Source organism: Bacillus solitudinis (assembly GCF_002797395.1).
GTDB classification, from domain to species: domain Bacteria; phylum Bacillota; class Bacilli; order Bacillales; family Bacillaceae_D; genus Halalkalibacter_A; species Halalkalibacter_A solitudinis.
On sequence record NZ_KZ454943.1, the window covers coordinates 2,951,966 to 2,974,347 of the forward strand.

23 protein-coding genes, 1 pseudogene and 1 riboswitch are annotated in these 22,382 nt (G+C 38.5%); of the genes and pseudogenes, 9 read left to right on the forward strand and 15 right to left on the reverse strand.

Going from position 1 to position 22,382, the window contains the following annotated elements:
* Nucleotides 1-547, forward strand: a 547-nt coding sequence (locus CEF19_RS14450; protein WP_198510294.1) for an S-layer homology domain-containing protein, incomplete at its 5' end; no start/stop codon positions are given.
* A gap of 39 nt (nt 548-586) precedes the next feature.
* Nucleotides 587-880: pseudogene (locus tag CEF19_RS14455) on the forward strand (sigma-70 family RNA polymerase sigma factor); the annotation flags it as partial.
* Nucleotides 881-1,104: 224 nt separating this feature from the next.
* On the opposite strand, the gene CEF19_RS14460 reads toward CEF19_RS14455, so the two are convergent.
* Together CEF19_RS14460 and yjcZ are read right to left on the reverse strand one after the other, a co-directional pair.
* A complete protein-coding gene (locus CEF19_RS14460) occupies nt 1,105-1,908 on the reverse strand; it encodes a hypothetical protein (protein ID WP_100406698.1) in 804 nt (267 codons plus the stop codon).
* 158 nt (nt 1,909-2,066) lie between these two features.
* Complete coding sequence (gene yjcZ, locus CEF19_RS14465; RefSeq protein ID WP_100406699.1) at nt 2,067-2,210, reverse strand: sporulation protein YjcZ; 144 nt, start codon at nt 2,208-2,210, stop codon at nt 2,067-2,069.
* Nucleotides 2,211-2,460: 250 nt separating this feature from the next.
* Here yjcZ and CEF19_RS14470 point away from each other — a divergent pair, with 250 nt between their 5' ends.
* From CEF19_RS14470 to CEF19_RS14495, 6 genes are all read left to right on the forward strand, one after another.
* On the forward strand, nt 2,461-4,659 hold the full coding sequence (locus tag CEF19_RS14470; protein WP_100406700.1) for a dihydroxy-acid dehydratase domain-containing protein: 2,199 nt from the start codon (nt 2,461-2,463) through the stop codon (nt 4,657-4,659).
* Nucleotides 4,660-4,673: 14 nt separating this feature from the next.
* Nucleotides 4,674-5,621: a U32 family peptidase gene (locus CEF19_RS14475; RefSeq protein WP_100406701.1), complete on the forward strand. Its 948-nt coding sequence runs from the start codon at nt 4,674-4,676 to the stop codon at nt 5,619-5,621.
* 67 nt (nt 5,622-5,688) lie between these two features.
* On the forward strand, nt 5,689-6,447 hold the full coding sequence (locus CEF19_RS14480) for an IclR family transcriptional regulator (RefSeq protein WP_100406702.1): 759 nt from the start codon (nt 5,689-5,691) through the stop codon (nt 6,445-6,447).
* Between the two features lie 92 nt (nt 6,448-6,539).
* The gene (locus CEF19_RS14485; protein WP_100408321.1) at nt 6,540-7,436 is read left to right on the forward strand and encodes a fumarylacetoacetate hydrolase family protein; all 897 of its coding nucleotides are present in this window, start codon (nt 6,540-6,542) and stop codon (nt 7,434-7,436) included.
* 8 nt (nt 7,437-7,444) lie between these two features.
* Entirely contained in the window at nt 7,445-8,908 is a 1,464-nt protein-coding gene (gene gucD, locus CEF19_RS14490) for an alpha-ketoglutaric semialdehyde dehydrogenase GucD (RefSeq protein WP_100406703.1), read from the forward strand.
* A gap of 83 nt (nt 8,909-8,991) precedes the next feature.
* A complete protein-coding gene (locus CEF19_RS14495; protein ID WP_100406704.1) occupies nt 8,992-9,954 on the forward strand; it encodes a 2-hydroxyacid dehydrogenase in 963 nt (320 codons plus the stop codon).
* Between the two features lie 45 nt (nt 9,955-9,999).
* Here the strand turns inward: CEF19_RS14495 and CEF19_RS14500 are convergent, their stop codons facing one another.
* The 6 genes from CEF19_RS14500 to CEF19_RS14525 form a co-directional block, all read right to left on the reverse strand.
* Nucleotides 10,000-10,995, reverse strand: a complete 996-nt coding sequence (locus CEF19_RS14500) for an ABC transporter substrate-binding protein (protein ID WP_227521996.1) — start codon at nt 10,993-10,995, stop codon at nt 10,000-10,002.
* On the reverse strand, nt 10,992-11,744 hold the full coding sequence (locus tag CEF19_RS14505) for an ABC transporter permease (RefSeq protein ID WP_100408323.1): 753 nt from the start codon (nt 11,742-11,744) through the stop codon (nt 10,992-10,994). The genes CEF19_RS14500 and CEF19_RS14505 overlap by 4 nt, the downstream gene beginning before the upstream one ends.
* Nucleotides 11,744-12,493: an ABC transporter ATP-binding protein gene (locus CEF19_RS14510; protein WP_100406705.1), complete on the reverse strand. Its 750-nt coding sequence runs from the start codon at nt 12,491-12,493 to the stop codon at nt 11,744-11,746. Before CEF19_RS14510 ends, CEF19_RS14505 begins: the two co-directional genes overlap by 1 nt.
* Entirely contained in the window at nt 12,486-13,160 is a 675-nt protein-coding gene (gene tenA / locus CEF19_RS14515; protein WP_100406706.1) for a thiaminase II, read from the reverse strand. The genes CEF19_RS14510 and tenA overlap by 8 nt, the downstream gene beginning before the upstream one ends.
* Complete coding sequence (locus tag CEF19_RS14520; RefSeq protein ID WP_100406707.1) at nt 13,161-14,441, reverse strand: acetylornithine deacetylase; 1,281 nt, start codon at nt 14,439-14,441, stop codon at nt 13,161-13,163. It abuts the gene before it with no gap.
* Between the two features lie 118 nt (nt 14,442-14,559).
* A riboswitch (TPP riboswitch) is annotated at nt 14,560-14,665 on the reverse strand.
* 198 nt (nt 14,666-14,863) lie between these two features.
* Complete coding sequence (locus tag CEF19_RS14525; RefSeq protein WP_100406708.1) at nt 14,864-15,136, reverse strand: HU family DNA-binding protein; 273 nt, start codon at nt 15,134-15,136, stop codon at nt 14,864-14,866.
* Between the two features lie 560 nt (nt 15,137-15,696).
* Here CEF19_RS14525 and CEF19_RS14530 point away from each other — a divergent pair.
* Entirely contained in the window at nt 15,697-16,473 is a 777-nt protein-coding gene (locus tag CEF19_RS14530; RefSeq protein ID WP_406565390.1) for a phosphatidylserine decarboxylase, read from the forward strand.
* A 37-nt stretch (nt 16,474-16,510) separates the two neighbouring features.
* Here CEF19_RS14530 and mnhG read toward each other — a convergent pair whose 3' ends face one another.
* From mnhG to CEF19_RS14565, 7 genes are read right to left on the reverse strand one after another with little or no spacing between them, the layout of a single operon-like run.
* Entirely contained in the window at nt 16,511-16,876 is a 366-nt protein-coding gene (mnhG, locus tag CEF19_RS14535) for a monovalent cation/H(+) antiporter subunit G (protein WP_100406710.1), read from the reverse strand.
* Complete coding sequence (locus CEF19_RS14540) at nt 16,860-17,144, reverse strand: Na(+)/H(+) antiporter subunit F1 (protein WP_100406711.1); 285 nt, start codon at nt 17,142-17,144, stop codon at nt 16,860-16,862. Before CEF19_RS14540 ends, mnhG begins: the two co-directional genes overlap by 17 nt.
* The gene (locus CEF19_RS14545) at nt 17,144-17,620 is read right to left on the reverse strand and encodes a Na+/H+ antiporter subunit E (protein WP_100406712.1); all 477 of its coding nucleotides are present in this window, start codon (nt 17,618-17,620) and stop codon (nt 17,144-17,146) included. The genes CEF19_RS14540 and CEF19_RS14545 overlap by 1 nt, the downstream gene beginning before the upstream one ends.
* 6 nt (nt 17,621-17,626) lie before the next feature.
* Nucleotides 17,627-19,108 (reverse strand): Na+/H+ antiporter subunit D, encoded by a 1,482-nt coding sequence (locus CEF19_RS14550; protein WP_198510368.1) that lies wholly within the window; start codon nt 19,106-19,108, stop codon nt 17,627-17,629.
* A complete protein-coding gene (locus CEF19_RS14555) occupies nt 19,104-19,442 on the reverse strand; it encodes a Na(+)/H(+) antiporter subunit C (RefSeq protein ID WP_100406714.1) in 339 nt (112 codons plus the stop codon). Before CEF19_RS14555 ends, CEF19_RS14550 begins: the two co-directional genes overlap by 5 nt.
* Entirely contained in the window at nt 19,443-19,865 is a 423-nt protein-coding gene (locus CEF19_RS14560) for a Na(+)/H(+) antiporter subunit B (RefSeq protein WP_100406715.1), read from the reverse strand. It lies immediately after the preceding gene.
* Nucleotides 19,865-22,270: a Na+/H+ antiporter subunit A gene (locus tag CEF19_RS14565; RefSeq protein ID WP_100406716.1), complete on the reverse strand. Its 2,406-nt coding sequence runs from the start codon at nt 22,268-22,270 to the stop codon at nt 19,865-19,867. The genes CEF19_RS14560 and CEF19_RS14565 overlap by 1 nt, the downstream gene beginning before the upstream one ends.
* Nucleotides 22,271-22,382: the final 112 nt, after the last annotated feature.

Consider the following 22,382-nt stretch of genomic DNA (forward strand, 5'->3'; position numbering starts at 1 on the left):
CGGGTATGATGACGGGACATTCAAACCTAATAATTCTGTTACACGTGCGCAATTTGCTGTATTCTTTGCAAGAACCCTAGATAGTTCATTTAAACCAAATTCTCGCAGCAACCCTGCTAGTAAAGGGGAAACATTTGTCGTAGAAACCACTGACTGGCTTTATGGTTACCAAAAATATGAAATTGAATTGGTTGAAACTATTACTGACGGATCTTTAGCTTGGGACATGATTAAAAATGCAAACATGTTCAATGACGAAGCTTCTGAGGGGAAAAAATACGTCTTAGCTAAATTCAGAGTAAAGGCTTTAGATCTACAAGTAGAACCACTACAGGTGAGAGGCGTACTCATTGATGCAGTTTCAAAAACAGGGACTGTATATAGTGAATTTTCATTTGTCGTAGTTCCTGAACCTGTTCTGAGTACAGATTTATATATTGATGGAGAGTACGAAGGATGGGCTTCATTTATGGTCAACGAAAATGATGAACCTTTGCTAGTTTGGGAAAGAGGTTCTGAAACTGAACTTTGGTTCAAAATGAATTAACAAAAATTATATTCGGTTTTTCAAGACAGATAACATATAGAAGGAAATGAAATTTCACTCATTGATGTTCTCCAAGAAGACTCAGAAGATATTGTTGATGTCATTCAAATGAAAATGGAAAAGAAGCAAATTTACGAATATATTCATGTCCTTGATGAACGTGAGAAGGAAGTTGTCGTTGGACGATTTGGTCTTGAAAATTTAGAAGAGCGAACGCAACGTGAAATTGCTAAGGAACTTGGGATTTCAAGGAGTTATGTGTCACGGATTGAAAAGAGAGCGCTAATGAAGCTTTTTCATGAGTTTTATAAACAAAGTCAAGGGAAACGATAACACATGGTTTCATGTAGAAGGAATTAAAAGAAAACATTAAAATTACGATGCTCTCTTTAATTCGCAAATAAAATCATCGGATTGCTTTTTTGAAAAAAGTTTTAAAATGAGTAATTGGGGTAAAAAGTTAAGTGGGTAGCATCTTAGATTGACTACCATGAACCCAGACCGCACTTTTAGAGTGCGGTTTTTTTGTTTTCTTACGGAAATAAAGTAACCCATTTCTAAGATTTTTCTTCTTCCAGAACAATATATGGAAATAATAGTATAGTGATATGTAAAGGAAGGAATACATATTTTCTGAAATGTAAAATACCGAATCGGGCTAGGGTTTGGTCAAGGACGTAAGTTAAAGCTATTAAGAATCCTGTTAAGCGTTTGTTTAATTTGTAATGGTTTATAGTAAATAAAAGAGAAACAATTATAGAATAAATCGGACTGATGATAAAATGCTCTCTCCATGTACCGGTTTTTAGACGAAATCTATATAAATCTTTTATAGCAAAGCCATATAGGCTGTTTGCATGGATAACTAAGTAGACAAAAAATTTCGTAATTCTTTGCAGTATGAAAGAATGTCTGCCCTTAAACCAACCGTCACTAATGTAGAAATATAGTAAGGTCAATAAAAAAGTATAGTGAGATTTCCATGTTTGAAGTTTGAAGATATGTTTCTTTATGAAAATTTTTTCAATTATAAAAAAGTAGAAAGAGAAGGCCATTTTACCTTTCCACTTTATTTTTATCGCCGTAATAAAGGTTGCTGTTATTGGAATAATGATGGCTTGAGATAAAATGGCGCCAAATACGTTATTGATGTATTGGTGTTTTAGAAATTTTGGGTAATAAGTGTACATATTAAAAAGATTCAGTACAATGTATTCAAATAGATAGGCTAGGGCAGTGTTGCTGAGTAGTAAAAGCAAATATGATTTTCTGTTATCTTTTTTTAGAAATATAAAACCAAGCATCGCTAAATGAATGAGGACTAATATAATAAATGGGTAATTTTTTTTATTAAAAATCATTTTTACCTCCTTATGTAGGTCTTATATCCTACGCCGATTAAAAATCTCTACTTCTCTTAGTAGTAGTATTCGGAACTTACCAACATTCATTCGTTCCTAATTATGTCAGATTTATCTTCTTTTACAGATGCCCTTGATTAAACAAAGGCATCTGTTTTTTATTTATATCTATACCAACTTACTCCAAGAATAATTAATAAGATGACAACGACGACTACGAAAGCAAAACCGACTCCACTTCTGTATCTTTGGGCTGGAGGGGGACAACAATAACGGCCATACCAAGGTTCGTAATAGTACATAGTGATACCACCTTTCTAAAGAGTTTCTACATTTTATGCTAGGTATATGGCTTGAGGGACTAGGTGTATGCGGAAAAAGGTTAATTGCTGCAGACCAAATATTCTAAATATTCGGGGTTGACGAAAAGATAACAATCTTATATTCTTAAAATAGAAGTAAATAACAAAACTAAGTTTTATATTATAAAACTATATTTGTATCATTATAAGAACATTGTTTTATAATATAAAACAAATGAGGGGCGTTTCGATGAAAACTTTGTATCCTAAGATTAATAATTCGATTAATCCGTATCGAGACAATGTTCAAGGAAAGGCGAACGAGCCGATTACAGTCGCGGGATTACTAGACCGTTCAAAACAAATTTTAGGACCTGAGTACGAAGGGTCATCTCCTGATTGGACGCTCGAGGAAATTTACAACCGTTTGGAAGAAAATGCACCTCGTATTGCAATAATCGGAGGGTCTTCGGACCACCCAGCTCATATTATGGATTTTAAAACAACCTCACATGCGGCGATTCGTATTTGGCAAAATGGTGGAGTTCCTTTTAACTTTTCCACCCCTGTTATGTGTGATGGGACTGCACAAAGTAATCAAGGCATGAGCTATTCCCTGCAAAGTCGAAATGCAGTGGCTGAGATGGTTGTTAATCAAATGGAAGCTCATAGCTATCATGGTGCCTTTGTCATACAAGGATGCGATAAGCAGCCGTTAGGTGTTGTAAGTGCAATGGCACATCTAGATAGAATTAGGCAGTATCGAGGTGAAGCACCCTTTTTTGCTACATTTGCACCTGCACATGTTCTTCAAGGTGGGACCATCCCTACCGAATTATTTAAGGAACTTGAGGAAGTAGCAAAAGTAGCGGAAGGCCAAGGAGCAAATGATATTGCAGATGACCTAAGAGATGCAATGGATTATATTCTTCAATGCTCTTCAAATACCGCCTTCCAAGGGGTTTTAGAACGGGCAACTGAAAGAGGCATCATTACAAAGGCTGTTCATAAAGATTATGAAAAGCGACTTGCTGTTGCCACATGTGATGGAAGTGGAGGTGTATGTGCGTTTAATGGAACGGGGAACAGTTCAAGACATTTGGTGGCAGGAATGGGTTTGGTTCATCCTGCTGTAGAGCTTTTAACCCAATCTCCTAACCAATCACAAGTTAACGAAGCACTTGATAGTTTAGCAGGGATGATTAATAATCCAGTATTCGGTGCCGCCAATATTATGGCCACAAACATTCGCAATGCCATTCGAATACATAGTGCATCAGGTGGTTCGACCAATCTAATGATGCATATTGTTGCAGGCATGTTATATGGGGGTTATAAATTTAGTCTATGGGATTTAGATGAGATTCATCACTCTCACCCCATTCCTGATTTATTCAACTATAGCCTGACGGAAGGGCGCGATATCTTTTCCTTAGCAATGCAATGTTGTGACAGTGAGAGTAGAGGAATGGAGACTTTATTTCATGAACTACTTGAAAATGGAGTGCCGATGGACGTAGATGCCCCAACCGTTGCGGCTAAGACATGGCGGGAACGATTAGCCAAGACCGATAATCTTTCGGCAGATCATGTTAAAGAAAATCCAATTATTTTAAAAAAGCCACGACGATCCTTTAGTGGCGTTGATGTACTAACAGGAAATTTCTTTGAAAGTGCTGTCGTTAAAATTAGTGGAATGCCTACACCTCAGCTGAACCAATTTGATAAAAAAGTAGCTTTTGTTCTTTATTTTGAAAATGAAGAAGAAGCGAACCGAAATCTTTTGGATGCTGATTTATTAAAAAGACTTAAGAAAAACCAAAGCTTCGCGCATCAGAATATGCTATCTCTGTTGAGAGAAAATGGACCTGATTTCTACGAGACCTGGAAAAACGATGATTATGAATTACTTTTCGATAAAATGGTCGAAGAAAGCATCTTGAAAATTGCAATTATCGTCTCAGGACAGGGACCTGTTGCTTTTGGAATGCCCGAAATGTTTACGCCGATGCAACATATCAACGCCAATCGTCAGTTAAAGCGAGTTGCAACATTGATTAGTGACGGTCGCTACTCAGGCGTCACATATGGTGCTGCAATTGGACATATGACCCCTGAAGCTATGGAGGGTGGGGGTATTCTCTATTTAAAAACAGGTGATTTGCTTTATCTTGGATTACGTGAACGCATCCTCAATTATGTTGATGAAGCCTCATTCCAAGCAGGTCAATTAACATTCAATTTTAACGACATTAAGTCGTCTCGTGAGAAGCTAGCAGAGGAACGACTTTCTTCAATTAAAAAACGTCAAAAATTTATTGCGGCTAGTAATCGTATGGTTGGGCATACCGATGCAGCATCTGGTGTAGTGCCAATGGCTGTATTTGAGGAAGCTGAATTAGATTATAAGAAAGATGGATTAATAAATTTCAATACAGTAGTGAAATAAAGGAGGAAGTCAATATGGAGCAAACACGACAATTTATTGAAAATTTAGGTTTTCCATCAAGTGATTGTCATCACTTACCCACATCATCTAAAACATTTCCTGATGGAGCACAGTACCGAGTTGAAATCCCAAGTGTAGAAGGACCGGCTTCATTTGAAGCAGTGATTGAGTCATGTGAGCAATATAATGTGGAGATCCATCGGGTCTCACAAGGAAGTGGAATTATGCTCCTTACTGATGAGGAGCTCAAACAGATGTCTGAGATTGCTAGACGAGAGAAGCTAGAGATAAGTCTCTTTGTAGGACCGCGTGGCAGCTTCGATATTACACCGATGCAGTTAGCTAGTGCTGGGAAGATTGCAGGGCTACGCTCGCAAGGGATGGACCAACTTGTTTATGCAATTGAGGATGTAAAGAGAGCATGTCATTTTGGAATTCGCAGCATTTTAGTTGCCGATGAAGGCTTACTATGGCTTGTAAATGAGTGCAAGAAAGCAGGGGAATTACCACCCGATTTAGTAGTGAAAATCTCTGTGCAAATGGCTCAATCTAATCCTGTCTCCATCCGGATGGTTCAAGAAGCTGGTGCTGATACCTATAACGTACCAACAGATTTAACATTAGCCAAATTAGCAGCTATTCGGCAAGCCATTGATATCCCCATTGATATTTATGTTGAGGCGCCAGATGATATTGGTGGGTTTATTCGTCACTATGAGATACCTGAAATTATCCGAGTGGCGGCACCGGTATATATTAAATTTGGATTGAGAAATTCGCCGAATATCTATCCATCTGGCACTCATTTAGAAGCAACATCGATTGCTTTATGTAAAGAAAGGGTTCGAAGAGCGAAAATTGGGCTTGATATGTTAAAACGTTATGCACCTCATCTTAAAACTTCACATAAGGGAGCAGAGGGACTCGGAATACCTGTTGAAGCAGTTGGTACGAACTCTTGATAGAAGTGCTCATCTGATCGTCTGTGATATGATAAAGTTAACAAACTAGAAGAAAAGGATGAGCAATGTGCCAATCATTCAATCAGTAGAAAGAGCTCTACGAATTCTCGATTTATTCGATGAATATCATACAGAAATAAAGATTACCGACATTAGTGAACAAATGGGCTTGCATAAAAGCACGGTACATTCTTTATTGAAGACTTTACAAAAACATCATTATATTGAACAAAATCCCGAAAATGGAAAATATCATTTAGGATTAAAATTATTTGAGCGTGGTCAATATGTTATCCAAAGTCGAGATTTACGTTCAATTTCTAAAGAGCATTTAATCAATTTATCAAGGGAAACAGGAAAAACCGTTCATTTAGTCATTCTTGATGGAATAGAGGGTGTCTATATTGAAAAGGTAGAAAGTTCCTCTGCAACAATTGTCTATTCGAAGATTGGTAAGCGTGTACCTATTCATTCAAGTGGGGTTGGAAAAGCTCTTGTTGCATTTTTAAAAACAGAAGAAATTGAGCGGATACTTGACGGATATGAGTTTACTCCGCAAACACCACAAACGATTACAAGTCACGAACTCTTTCTGCAAGAGATTGAAAGAATTCGAGAAATAGGTTACGCCATCGATAACCAGGAAAATGAACCTGGGGTTTACTGTGTGGCGATGCCAATTCGAGATTATAGTGGTCAAGCGATTGCTGCGATTAGCATATCGGGGACATCAACAACTGTAACGAAAGAAACTGTGAAACACAGTGTTGAGCTCTTAACGGCTACGACTCAGGAAATTTCAAAAAAGCTTGGATTTGGCTTTTAAATTCATCAGGAGGAGATTGGAAAGTCAGTTAACTCTCATTTGATGTGAAAACAATGTTCTATGATATAAAACAATTGGAAGAGGTGATTAAAATAAGGATCATACGTTTTAAAGAAAATAAAGATGTTAAGCTTGCTGCCCTTACGGATGACAATTATCTTTATGAACTCCCCTTTGCATCATTTCTAGATATTGTTCAATTGGCAGATAAGAGAGAAGAGACTCTATTAAGCGTTATCAAAGACGTAATCTCTAATAGTGTACCGCTTGATTGTGTACTTGAAGATTTAAACGTGTTGGTTCCCATTGAAGCGCCTGAGGTGTGGGCATCTGGGGTAACGTACAAAAAAAGCAAAGAAGCGAGAAATTACGAAGCAACAGGTGGAAAGTTAGATGCCGCCACTTTTTATGACAAGGTTTACGAAGCAAAACGCCCTGAGATATTCTTGAAATCGACGAGTTCACGAACGGTAGGACCTGGCGAAGAAGTATATTTACGTTCTGATTCGACTTGGCAAATCCCTGAGCCTGAACTAGGACTAGTGTTGAGTCGGGATGGAAGGATCCTGGGTTATGTTGCTGGAAATGATATGAGTTGTCGTGACATTGAGGGCGAAAATCCTTTATATTTGCCGCAAGCTAAAATATGGAAACATTCTTGTTCGATCGGACCTGCCATTCGCTTAGCAGAAACAGTTGATAATCCATACGACTTCGATATAAGTTGTCGCATCTATCGTGGCGGAAAAATTGTATTTGAAGGGACAGCTAACACCAATCAATTAAAAAGAACCTACGAAGAACTTGTATCGTATCTCATCCAAGACAATGATGTTTTTGAAGGGACGATTCTCTTAACGGGAACGTGTATTGTTCCACCGAATGAGTTTACCCTTGCAGAGGACGATTTAGTTGAAATTGAGATTCCTAGTGTTGGTATATTACGAAACGAAGTAAAGACTCAACATAAGTTAGTAAAGAAAGGATGACGAGAAAAATGAGCGTACAAACAGCGGTAACATGTCTAAATTTCATTAACGGAGAGTGGCATCCCAGTGAGCAGGAGGCTGTAGATGCAAGTATCAATCCAGCAAATAGAAATGAAGTGGTCGGCTATGTACAAAAATCGACAATTCAAGATTTGGATAAAGCAGTAGAAGCTGCTAACCGTGCGAAAAAGGCATGGAGAAAGCTCTCAGGTGCAGCTAGAGGTGAGTATTTATACAAGGTGGCAAATATTCTAGAGAAAAATATAAACATCGTAGCTGAAACAATGACTAGAGAAATGGGAAAAACCTTACCGGAAGCAAAGGGTGAAACAGCACGTGGCGTCGCGATTTTACGTTATTATGCTGGAGAAGGATTACGCAAAATTGGTGAAAATATTCCCTCAACAGATAGTGAAGCCCTTATGTTTACAACGCGTTCACCATTAGGTGTTGTGGGTGTCATTACCCCTTGGAACTTCCCTGTCGCTATACCAATTTGGAAAATAGCCCCCGCCTTAATTTATGGAAATACAGTCGTTCTTAAGCCAGCCCAAGAAACCGCAGTCACAGCATCGAAAGTAATGGAGTGTTTTGCCGAAGCTGGGTTTCCATCTGGAGTTATCAATATGGTGACAGGCCCTGGTTCTGTCATTGGTCAAGGAATCATCGATCACCCTACTATTGATGGTATTACATTTACTGGGTCAGATACAGTCGGAAAACGGGTAGGCCAAGGTGCACTTGCTCGAGGGGCTAAGTATCAGCTTGAAATGGGTGGAAAAAACCCTGTTATTGTGGCAAACGATGCGGATCTTGATTTGGCTGTTGATGCAACGATTAGTGGAGGTCTAAAATCAACTGGACAAAAGTGCACAGCGACAAGTCGTGTAATTGTTCAACAAGATATTTATGAGGCATTTAAAGAAAGATTAATTGAGAAGGTAAACCAATTACAGGTAGGGGATGGGTTGCAAGCTGAAACATGGATGGGACCTTGTGCTAGTGAGTCACAGCTTAACACAGTTCTTAGCTACATAGAAAAAGGGAAGGAAGAAGGAGCTACTCTGCTAAGTGGAGGAAATCGGTATGAGAATCCTGAATTAGCTCAAGGCTTTTATGTACAACCGACTGTATTTGAAGACGTAAAGAGCGAAATGACCATTGCTCAAGAAGAAATTTTTGGCCCGGTATTAGCTTTAATGAAAGTTGAAACAATGGAAGAGGCACTTGAGGTAGCTAATGATGTGAAGTTTGGATTAAGTGCATCAATCTTCACAACAAATATCTCAAGCATGCTTTCCTTTATAAATGAGATGGATGCTGGCCTAGTCCGAATCAATGCTGAAAGTGCAGGGGTTGAATTGCAAGCGCCATTCGGTGGTATGAAGCAATCTAGTTCTCATTCACGAGAGCAAGGTCAAGCAGCCATTGAATTTTTCACATCAATAAAAACAGTATTTGTAAAAGGTTAATTAAAGGCCTTCTGGACATGGTTCAGGAGGCTTCTACTATGTGCAGTCAATGATTGATAGGTTAAATAAGAAAGGGGTTACACATGAAGCCAAAAGTTCTAGTCACACAAGTACTTCCTCAAAAAGTAGAGGACTATTTACGCGAACATACCGAAATTATAAAGGTACAACTTCTTTCCGAAACAAACTTGGTAGAAGCATTAAATGAAGTTGAGGGTATCCTTACAAGTGGCCTTACTATTGATAATGATCTTCTAGACAAAGCCCCAAACTTGAAAGTTGTAAGCAATCAATCTGTTGGCTATAATAATTTCGATCTCGATGCGATGAACAAACGTAATATTGTCGGAACCCATACACCGAATGTTTTGGACGATACGGTTGCTGATTTAGTCCTTTCATTAATGTTAGCTTCCGCTCGTAGAATACCGGAGATGGATCGTCTCGTTAAAGAAGGAAACTGGTTGAAAAACATTGGTGAAGAGTTATTCGGAGTTGATGTACATCATGCGACAATTGGAATTATTGGGATGGGTAGAATTGGTGAAGCGATTGCAAAACGGGCTATTTACGGCTTTGATATGAAGGCGCTTTATTATAATCGAACAAGAAAAACAGAAGCAGAAAATAGACTCGGAGTAGTCTATGCAGAAATGGATCAACTTCTCCAGCAATCTGACTTTGTTGTTCTAATGACACCGCTTACGAAGGGAACAGAGAAATTCTTTGGAGAGAAACAATTTACTTTGATGAAACAATCAGCTATTTTTATCAATGCTTCAAGAGGTGCAACGGTAGACGAGGAAGCGCTAATTCAAGCATTACAAACAGGTGGAATCTCCGGAGCGGGATTGGATGTTTTTACGATAGAGCCAATTGACCTAAATAATCCATTACTGAAAATGGAGCAGGTTGTCACGTTACCACATATCGGTTCAGCTACGTTAAAAACAAGGCATGACATGGCAGAACTTGCCGCAAAGAATCTAGTTATAGCACTTAGTGGGGAGCATTGTCCATGTGTTGTAAAAGAGTTAGCAAAATGATTTACAGCAAATAAATAATACCGCCTTGACAAGGCGGTATTTTGACTATTCGGTTAGCCAGGCTTTTACATGTTCCCAGTGGGCTTCATCTTGAGAACCAAATGGTTCGTCTGGGGATTCCATTTTCTCTAATAAAATCTTAAGGCTTTCTTCTTCAACTTCTTTGACTAGAGGGAAATTTGCTTGGTCCTGATTGGACAAGAGAATATCAAGACTTTGTTCTGGATGCTCTTTCGTTTCCTCATATCCTTTTTCAGCAGCTCTCCAAAAGGCATCAACAAGGTCTTGATTGTTGCTAATCATGTCTTCATTTGTAATTAACACCAGCTCATAATAAGAGGGAACCCCATAATCTTCAGGGTTAAAGTAGGAGATATCAAAGCCCTCATGCTTTAAAACAGGGTACTCATGATTAATGTAGGCACCAATAATTGCATCAGCACGCCCACTTGTAATTGCTGCACCAAGCTCAAAGCCTACATCAATCATATTAACCTTTGAGAAATCTCCGCCATCTTCTTCAACCATCGTTTTTAAAATTGCCTCGTTAAGGGGGATTCCTGGAAATCCAACTGTTTTACCTTCTAGATCAGCAGGACTAGTAAAGCCGTTTTCCGTCAGAAACATGACATGGTTTAGCGGAGAACGAACAATGGGTGCTACTCCTGTAACGGGTAGACCTTGTTCTTGAGCAAGTAGAATATCTGGCTGATAGCTAAGTGCAAAAGAAATGGCACCTGATGCCGTTAAATTAATGGGATCTGTCGGGTTTGCTGGAAATACGAGCTTTACATCCAGACCTTCTTCTTCAAAGTAGCCATTTTCAATCGCCACATATAAAAAGGTATGAACAGCGTTTGGGTACCAATCTAGCATAACTTCAACTTCTTGTAGTTCTTGGTTTTCCTCTGCGACTGGTGCTTCTACTTCACTAGGGCCAGCTTCCGTTTCTTGTTGCAGTTCTTCTGTTTCATTGGTTGTGTTACATGCAGCTAGCATGATGATGCCAAATGATAATAGCAATGTCTTTAATGCGTTCATTTTGTTTTCCTCCAACGTAGTAAATAAATTTCTAATGCTTTTATAAGTAAAAATCCGATAACTCCAATTAGTGAAAGCCACACAATAGGGGCGAATACTCCTGGACCATCGTATTGACTCATCATTCTTCTGCTAAAATAGCCAAGACCTTTATTTGCGCCAAGCCATTCGCCAATTGCCGCTCCTATAACACTCAAAGTTATTGCCACCTTCATCCCTGAAAGAAAAGAGGGAAGAGCAGTTGGAACATAAAGCTTTCGAAACGTATCAAAACGGCTTGCCTTCATTGTTTTAAACAATTCTCTTAATGCAAGTGGGGTTGATTTTAACCCATCAAAAGTGTTTACGGTTATAGGAAAGAATGTAATTAATACAGTTACAACGACTTTACTCCAAATAGAATAGCCAAACCAGAGAACAAAAATCGGCGCTAACGCAATAATTGGTATTGTCTGCGACATGACTAGTACAGGGTAGAAGGTCTGTTCTAAAAGGCGACTCTTATGCATGGAAATGGCTAAGAGGACACCAAGTATTGTGGAAGCAAGTAAACCAATTACAATAATAGATAAGGTAGCAGGGAGGTGGATATAAAATAAAATGTCATGTAACTCGACCATCTTTGCACCAATTTCATAAGGACTAGGAAACAAATAAGGTTTTTGTATGATTTTGGCAATCATTTCCCAAGCAATGAGAAATGTCATGATTAGTAGAACAGGGCCGAAAACAGAAAGCTTTCTACTCATCATCTCACCTTTTCTCTTAAGCTCGCTAATATTTCCAGCTTCACTTCAAACAGTTCGCCTGAAATCATTCGTGGACGAGGTTGTTGTAAGCAATAATTATCATATCTTTGTAAGGGGGTGTTATTAAAGAGTAGAATCCGGTCTGAGAGCATAATAGCCTCATCAATATCATGAGTCACAAACAAAATCGTTAAACCCAATTGTTTCCATATACGTAATAGCCACTCTTGCATTGAAAGTCGGGTCATCGCATCTAAGGCACTAAATGGTTCATCTAGAAGCAAAACTTCACGACCACTTAGCATAGCTCTAAGAAAAGAAACGCGCTGTCTCATGCCTCCTGAGAGCATATGAGGATAATAAAGCTCAGTACCGGTTAGACCGAAATCTTCAAAGTAAGCTTTTGCCTGCTTGTGAGCAAGCTTTTTTTTCATCCCTTGAAGTTCAAGAGGGAGTGCAGCATTTTCTATTACGGTGCGCCAGTCCAATAGAAGATCTTGCTGTGGCATATAACCAACGGCATTCTTCCGATCTGCAAGTGGCTGTCCCTGAAGTAATATCCTTCCTTCCGTTGGTTCCTCAAGTCTCGTTAGCAAGCGGAAAAGAGTCGACTTTCCAGCTCCGCTTGGTGCTAAAATAGAGACGAACTCGCCCTTCTTGATACCAAATTCTAGCTCCCTAACTATCGTTGTTTTTGCATCATTATAGGCAAAAGTGATGTTCTGAAAAGAGACAGCCTCATTATTCATCAAAAGGCCACATCGCTTGTTGATAGGACATTTCCCAAAACATGTACTCAAAACGACTTGTGTTTAGAAAAATTTCTTCAAGGCGTGCTAACTCACCCTCGCTCTTTCCGTGAGTTAACTCATTTAGTAAATCGATGAGCCAGTACGCTAGCTCACCAAATTCCTCTGATTGGTACATGGAAACCCATTCTCCGTAAATGTCATGCTTCATCGCTCCTGGTATTTGACTTAGCTCTTTGCCAATTTCATAGTAACTCCATGAACAAGGTAAGACGGCTGCGATTAACTCAGCTAATGAACCGCGTTGAGCTATGTTCAGCATATAGCTACTGTAAGCGAGTGTTGTGGGAGCAGGTTTAGTTGCTTCAAGATTTTCTGTACTGATACCTAATCTTTCGGCATAAGCACGATGTAGGCTCATTTCTTCATTTAGTGTAGCATCAAGGAGTTTTGCAAAGGTTGACATTGTTTTTAAATCCGGAGCTTTTAGGCTACCGAGTGCAAATAAACGAGCAAAATCAATTAAGTATACATAATCCTGACACATGAAAAATTTAAATTTTTCAATATCAAGTGTCCCCTGACCAATCCCCTGAACAAATGGATGCTGATGACTTTTCTGCCAAATGGGTTTTGCTTTCGTATGTAATCGTTTTGAAAAGGTCATTTACGACTCCTCCTTTTTGCTATTACACCATTCGTAAATAAACTGGATTAGAGTTTTTGTATAGGTGATGAGTTCATCAATTGATAATTGTTCATTAACAGCATGTGCATCTTTAAGTTGACCAGGCCCATAAATGACGGTTGGAATATTTGCATGGCCGAGCCAACCACCATCAGTTACTGTTTGGGACATACTAACCTCTGGTTTTGTACTGAAAACCTTGTGATGAACAGAGGATAATTTTTTTAGACCAGGCCAAGACTTGTCAATGGCTAATGAAGGAAATACCTCGCCACGATCTTCAATCATTGAATTACCTCCCCAACGAAATAATGGAGGGTTTTCCCTTAGCCAAGGGTCAGCTGCAGCTACAGCAAGTAAATGCTCCTCAATTTCCTTCGTGACGCTTTCATAGGATTCGTTTGGATAAAAGTGTACAGTGATCCATAAGGCGCACTCATCGGCGATAAACGCGGCATGACGGCCGCCTTCGATAACAGCGGGATTTATCGTGTTCGCACCAGCCGGAAAGCCTGGGTAGGATTTTGTAATGGCCCAGTGTCGTTCTAACTCCTGCAAACCGTTAATCAACGTAGCCATTTTTTCAATGGCGCTGGCTCCGAACAAACCTCCACCAGCATGAATCATTTGGCGTCTCATGCCGTCATGATGTGTTTGAGGACTCTTGACAGTCACCCAACCTGTGATAACGCCCCCTTGCCCTTGTATCGCACAGTGGCTTGTATCTGCCACAATGGCAAACTCAGCTTTATATCCCCGCTCACAGCACTGCTTGGTTCCTGCTTCACCTACTTCTTCTCCAATTACAGATTGAAGTAAGACATCTCCCTTTAACTCGATACCAGCCTCATGAAGAAGTTTTAAGGCAAAAAGGCAAGCAGCTACGCCACCCTTCATATCAGCGACTCCTCGCCCATATATGGTTCGCCCTTTCACCGTGGCATTAAACGGAGGAGTCACCCAAGGTTCTCCTTCTTCTATTGATGCGACATCAACATGACCGTTTAAAATGAGGCTGTTGTAATTCGTTGAATCGGTCCCCTGTTGAAAGGCAACGACATTAGGATCATTTGGATAAACATCCCATTTGTCGATGCTACACCCTATGTTTTGAAGATAGTCTGCAATATACTGTTGAATATCTGACGTGTTTCTTGCGGGAGGGCTTGGTGTACTGAATTGGACAAGATCAGATAGTAATGCGATCAATTCTTGCTCACGCTCTTCAACATTGCTTAATACGAAAGAAATTTCTGTCATATGAATCTCCTTTCATGGACTTTAACTATTAAAAGTAAAAAAACCACCTCTGAAAGCAGAAGTGGTTTTAGCATGTAGTTATAAGAATCAAAAGATAATCAATATACTATCTTCTTATCAAATTAACACGCCACTTCCCTCCGCTAGCATTATCTAGTTCAGGTTATAGGGTTAAGGCTTAATAAACTACCTCTCTCAGCTTTTTAGCACCCCTAGTGGTCATAAAATTTAAAATTATTGTAATTTACTGGTCCATAGCCAAATTATCATAGTTTTAAATAAAAATCAATGATTAGTCAAGAAGGCTACTGAAAAAGGTCAACTTTTTTAGTAGCCCCTGTCTTTACGTCCGTCAAACTTTTTAGTGGATGTAATGAAAAAGAAGCGGAGGACTTGTCCTTCGCTTCTTTGCGGTTAATTTCTTAGTTGACTGCGTCTTTTAATTGTTTACCTGGCTTGAAAGCAGGATTTTTTGTTGCTGGAATTTCAATTTCTTGGCCTGTTTGTGGATTGCGACCTTTACGAGCAGAGCGCTCACGAACTTCAAAACTACCAAAACCAACAAGCTGAACTTTGTCACCTTCAACAAGTGCACTTGTGATACTATCAAACACAGCGTCCACTGCTTTTGAAGCGTCTTTTTTGGAAAGGTCTGCTTGCTCAGATACTGCATTGATTAAATCTGTCTTGTTCATGAAAATAACTCCCTTTCATACCTTGTTTAGAAAAACAACTTCTACCTAATGAACAAAGTCGTTCGTTCTTCATAACGAGTAATCTGTAATATATTACACAAGTAAAAATAACCTGCAATTCAAATTTACTCATTAACCCTAGCTGTGTCAAGACTTTGCACGGAAATTAAACCATTTGTAGCCATTTTTTTCATGATTTTAGACATATGACCGCCAAAAATCATGAAATTTGTAAAATCTTGAAGAAATCAAGGGAAATTAAGTTTTTTTGTTGGAACCCTATTTTTTTGTTCTTTTGCTTAAATAGACGAAACGAAAATCGACGAAAAGGGGAGAAATTTACATGGAGGAGAGATATGTAAAAATATAAATCGGTCGCTTTTATTGGTAATTTGTCCTTTTTGTTTTTTTACAGTATGATTTTAATCATAACTTAAAAGGGCGTTTTTTTATTGAACAGACACGAAGCCAATGAATAGCCCTTAAAATGCATTTATTTTCTTATAAATAAGTAAGTGTACAATTAGAAACTAACAAATGGGAGGGGAGTTAGGTCGATGATAAAGAAATTACTTTTTCAATCGTTTGTAGAGTTAAGTAATCATCGTCTACAGTCTTATGTATTAAAATCTTTTGCGTCGTCTAAGTGGAGTAAGCCTTTAGTTCCTATGTTTGTAAAAACATTTAAACTCAATAATAAAGAAATGCTTGAACCAATAGAAAGTTATTCAAGTTTGCATACTCTTTTCATCAGACACTTAAAACCTGAATCTCGTCCAGTTGCTCAAGAGAGAAACGCCTTTGTAAGCCCGGTTGATGGAATCTTAGCGAGTCAGGGATCTATCGAAAGAGGTAGTCAGTTTACTATAAAGGGACAACAATACTCATTAGAAGAAATGCTTGGTTCGGATGTGGCAGCAACGCCCTATCATGAAGGTGCATTTTTCGTTTTATACTTGAGTCCAAGTCATTATCATCGCATCCACAGTCCAGTTTCGTGTCAAATTATAAATCAATGGTCATTAGGTGGAAGATCTTATCCGGTAAATGAGTTGGGAATGACTTACGGGAAACGCCCGCTTTCACGAAACTACCGAATCATTTCGGAGTTACAATATAATGAGAAAAAAATAGCGTTAGTAAAGGTTGGTGCAATGAACATAAATACCATTGAATTAACCCATGACTCCGCAAGTCTGAGTAAGGGAGAAGAAATTGGTTACTTTTCATTTGGTTCAACTATTGTCTTACTTGTAGAGAAAGGGCTGTTGAAATTTGAAGGAGAAAGTATACCAATGGAAGTGAAAATGGGACAAAAAATAGCAACGATTTTGTAAAAAAGAAAGGTATGCAGGTTCGCATACCTTTCTTTTCTTAATGTTGGACGGATTTACTTCTTTTTTCTTTAGAAACTACTTTTAAATCATCTCTAACACTTTTCCCCCATAAAGGGACATTTGTGTAGTATGCAGCTCGGCTGATTAAGTGCCCAGCAACGGGGGAGGTAATAAAGACAAAAAGAATTCCGAGAATTAGACGAGCATCAAGTCCAGACTCCTGATAGAAAAAAACAAGTGCACCTAGTAAGATAAAAAGCACACCAAGTGTTGCACTTTTTGAGGCTGCGTGAGTCCTCGAGTAAATATCTGGTAATCGCAACAAACCAATTGTTGTAACAAGGCTTAAAAAGGATCCCAAGAGAACGAATACCGCTACTACTACACTACTTATCTCTGTCACGGTCAAGAACAACCCCTCTCTCAATGAACTTTGCAAAGGCAACGGTACCGACAAAGGCTAGTACTCCGACAAGTAAAATCACTTCTAGAAATGCTGAAGTTCTTAGTAGAATGGATACAACTGTAACAATAGCAATGATCGTAATACCAATAGTATCAAGTGCTATTACCCTGTCTGAAGGAGAAGGTCCTATAATAATTCGATAAATACTACCCATAAGTGAAAGAGACAAAATGGCTAATGATATTATTAAAATCATATCGAACATTACTGGCTCACCTCCATAATGGCTCGTTCAAATGAATTTTTAATCGCAGAAATCGATACCTCAATGTCTTCAATATTCATGGCATGGATGTAAAGCGTCCGTTGGTCTTCAGAAATATCTACAACAAGTGTTCCAGGAGTGAGAGTTATTAGACTAGATAGAAGTGTAATTTCCCAGTCAGTTTTAAGGTCTGTTTCTAAGGCAAATATTCCAGGTTTAATATTTAGCTTTGGACTTAGCACATGTTTAACCACAGTAACATTTGAAAGAAAGAGTTCTTTAAAGAAGAGTAGGATTAGTTTGATAATGGCATAGACCTTTATCAAATAGAGCGGCTGATGAAAAAATCTGCGTACTACAAAAAGAATCAACCCCCCTACGACGTAACCAATGATGAAGGTTGGTAAGTCCCATGCGTTATACAAAAACATCCATACAAACGAAATTGTCAAGTTGATTAATAATTGAAAGGCCATGATAACCTACTCCTTTAATACGGCTTCAATATAAATATCAGGGTTTAGTAAGGTTGTTGTTGCATCTGCAACAAATGGATAAAGCCATTCTGCTCCCATTCCCATAATAAAAGATAAACCAAGTAGAATGAGACTTGGGTATACTAGCCCTTTAACATTCCCACGCTTTTCTAATGGAGGTATGTTTTCCTCCCCTAGTATAACCAGGAAGAAGACTCTCATTACTGAGTATAGAACAAGCAGACTAGAGAGTAATAGAATGGCGACTGTCCAATATTGTTCAGCGATGATACCTCCCTGAATTAGCATTAATTTACCAAAAAAACCACTGAATGGTGGAACCCCTGCCAAAGAGAGGGCGGCTGCGAGAAACGACCATCCGAGTATGGGGTATTGCTTCATAAGGCCACTTGCTTTTGACATACTCGTTGTTTTTGTAATGACTATGATAGCCCCAATAAGTAAGAACAAAGCTGCCTTTATAAGCATGTCATGTAATAAGTAAAAGATTCCACCAAATAAACCAGGTTCGTTAAATGAAGATAAACCAAAGATGATATAGCCCACCCCTGCAACGACATTATAGACAAGGATTTTGTGAAGATTTTGGTAAGCTACAGCTCCAATTACACCAGCAATCATTGTAATAGCAGCTAACCCACCTAAAATCTGGTGCGTAATCTCAGGATGATGGTAGAAAATAATTGTGAAAACGCGAATAATTGCATAAATACCTACCTTTGTTAGTAACCCAGCAAATAAAGCTGAGACCACTGGAGGTGGCGCTGAATATGAACCGGGTAGCCAAAAGTATAGTGGGAAAATGGCTGCCTTCATACCGAATACAATTAAAAAAAGTAAGGCAATGACAGTAACGATGGCAGGCTGTTCAATTTCAGCAACTCGCTGAGATAAATCAGCCATATTCAAGGTTCCTGTTATAGAATACAAAAAGGCAACGGCCGTAACGAATAGGGCAGAAGAGATAACGTTAACTAATACATATTTAAGAGATTCTTGAAGCTGAACTTTTTCTCCTCCAAGCACAATTAATGCATAAGAGGACATAAGCAACACTTCAAAAAATACAAAAAGGTTAAATAAATCTCCGGTTAAAAATGCACCGACAACGCCAGTGATTAAAAACTGTAACAAAGGATAAAAAAAGTAAGCTTTTCGATCTTTGTCTAACCCTCTAACCGAAAATAAAAAACAAGCTAATGCAACAAGCCCAGTAAATAAAACGAGTAAAACAGCAAGGGAATCGGCAACTAAAACAATCCCAAAGGGGGGACGCCATCCGCCTAGCTCGTAAGTCTGGACCCCGTTCTCTAAGACAGATAGGAGAAGGATAAACGTTGCAATGACCATAGCAATAATTGAGAATATACTCAGAACTTTTTGAACTCTAATACTGTTCCTAATAAACAAGAGTATAATTCCTATGAGCAGTGGTATAAGTAATGGTGCAATAATAAGATGATTAATCATGATCTATTCCCCTCAACTTTTCCATGTCGTCGGTTCCGTGCGCTTTATAAGTACGATAAGCTAAGACTAAGAAAAAGGAAGTAACCCCAAAGCTAATAACGATTGCAGTTAGAATTAAAGCTTGTGGCAATGGGTCTGTATATGATGCCGCTTCTTGTCCAAGTAAAGGAGCGGCTCCCTTTTTTAAACCTCCCATTGTCAGAAGGAGTAAATGAACCCCATGGCTTAAAATACCAGTACCTATAATAATTCGTGTAATATTTCTTGATAAAATCAAATATGTTCCAACAGTAAAGAGAAGCCCTACTACGATCGAGATAAGAATTTCCATTTAGTTATCCTCCCCGATTGTATAAATGATGGTTAACGTTACACCAATTACAACAAAATAAACACCGATATCAAATAATAATGCAGTTGCTAACTCCGTCTTTCCTAAAAGAGGTAGGTAAAAATAATCGTACGTATGGGACAAAAATGGACTGTCAAAGACAAAGGATCCAATCCCAGTAAGAACTGCTATTAATAACCCTGTAGCAGTTAAAATTTTAAAGTCGAAAGGAAGGATGCGTTTAATCGTTTTTATATCAAAGGCAATTCCTATTAGTACAAATGCTGCTGCTGTCATTAATCCACCAATGAAACCTCCACCAGGATTGTGGTGCCCTGCAAGAAAAACATAAATGGAGAAAATAATTATAATAAACGTAACTAGTTGAGTTGCTGTTTTCAATATAACATCATTTGGACGCATTAGGATTCCCCTTTCTCTAGGCGCAATTTAACCATTGAGTAAATCCCTATAGCAGCGATGGCTAACACAAGAATTTCAAATAATGTATCAAACCCTCGGAAATCAACTAAAATCACGTTAACCATATTTTTACCACCAGCTTCATCATAGCTTGAGTTTACAAAGAAGCTAGCTAAAGATTCAAAGCTTTTTGAATGATGAGATGAGATTGCTAAAACAGTGACTAATATTCCGACTCCGAGACTTACAATTAAGTTTGTAAATCGGAATGGTATTTTTTCGAACTTGGCTTTGAACATCGGTAAGTGATAAAAGCAAAGCAAGAATAATACCGTGGATACGGTTTCGATTACCATTTGTGTTAATGCTAAATCTGGTGCTCTAAAAAGGACGAAGAACAGAGCAAGAGAATAGCCAACGGCGCCTAAGCCGATAATCGCTGTTAAGCGAGTTCGGGCGAGAACTACGGTCACTGCAGAGATACACATAACAACAGCTAAAGCTGCTTCGTGGAAGACAATAGGTGCACTCTCAACACCTGATAAAGTAACAGCATTTAGTTTGAAGAGCATATAACCTAGGAACAAGACCATAAATGAAAAAATGTAAATTAAATATTGACGAATGCTTCCTTTCATGAAAGAAGAGGTTACTCTATGACTACTACTTGATAGAAGAATAAGCGTACCGTCATAAACGCGATTTAAAGGATCGCGTTCGTGCAAGTAAATAGAAAGCTTAGCCCATTTTCTCATCAGAAGAAATAGCAATGTTCCTAGCACGACAACCCCAATTGTCATAAATAATTCTGTATTGAATCCATGCCAATGATAGATGTGAACATAAAATTGTTCTCCTGGACCTAAGACGGTAGGAAGAATCGCGTTCATTGCAGGCTCAATTAGAGTATAGGCTAATAAATTGGGGAATAACCCAAAAATCACCACTAAGGAACCAAGAACGATAGGACTAATTAACATCCCGAGTGGAGCTTCATGCACGGGCTTATCATAATTTTCTTTCTTAAATTTCCCGGTAAATGTTTTGAAAAACAAAATCATACAATAAAGAAATGTGAAAATACTAGCTACCCACGCTAATACAGGAAATAGCATTCCGACTGTTTGCATATTAAAAATTTCAAGTTGGGAAGCGTTTAACACACCAGTAAAGAACATCTCTTTACTTAAGAAACCATTAAATGGGGGTAAACCGGCCATCGAGGCTGTCCCAATTAAGGAGATGGTAAATGTAACGGGCATTATCGTCATTAATCCACCAAGTTTACGAATGTCTCGTGTTCCAGTTTCGTGGTCAATAATCCCTGCTGTCATAAATAAGCTTCCCTTAAATGTTGCATGGTTAATTAAGTGAAAAATCGCTGCAAGTGTAGCAGTAGTATACATGGTTGTATCAGTTCCGTATCCATAATAAAGGGAAGCTGAACCAAGACCGAGTAAACACATGATTAATCCAAGCTGACTGATAGTTGAAAAGGCAAGTATACTTTTCAAGTCTTTTTGGCGAATAGCCGACAAGGATCCCCATAATAGGGTCACAATTCCAAAACCAGAAAGTAACCAAAACCATTCTTGACTTCCTCCAAAAACAGGTGTAAATCGTGCAACTAGGTATATTCCTGCTTTAACCATTGTGGCAGAGTGAAGGTAAGCACTAACAGGAGTAGGTGCTTCCATTGCATCTGGTAACCAAATATGGAAAGGGAACTGCGCAGATTTCGTAAAGGCTCCTAGTAAAATAAGTAACATTGCCGGTAAAAATAGTGAATTCGTCGTGACTAAATCAAGAGAACCAATTATCTCTCGGATACTAAACGTCCCGGTCATCACATAAAGAAGCGTAAATCCACCAAGCATTGCAAAACCGCCAAAAACTGTAACCATCATAGACTTTTGTGCACCATAGATAGATTTTTTACGGTGGTACCAATAACTAATTAGTAATGAGGAAGCCAGACTTGTTAATTCCCAAAACGTGTACAAAACAATAAGGTTATCTGAAAGAACGACACCTAGCATAGCCGCCATAAACATAAGTAAATACACATAAAAATTGTTGAGGCGCTCTGTTTTTTTTGATAAATAGTAAATTGAATAAAGAACAACTAAAGCGCCAATTCCTGTAATTAATAATGCGAATAATAAACTGAGGCCATCAATAAAGACAGTGAAATGAATACCTAATGAAGGAACCCAAGGTACTGTATGCTCTATAACATTACCTGCAGATGTGGACGGTAAAAAACGAATAAAGTAAATAAATAAAATTAAAGGGAGAGCCAAAACAAACCATCCCGTATGTATTTTCCTTAAATACTTATACAAAAAAGGAATTAAAATCGCTAACAATAAAGGCGATATCGTCGCCCAATGTAAAGCTGTCAAAACACATACCTCCTTAACCCTAGCTTTTTCTAATTTCATTGTGGACCTAAATATGAACTTTTTTATTCTAGAATGCAAATTGACATCAAACCCAAAACAAATTATAACCTAA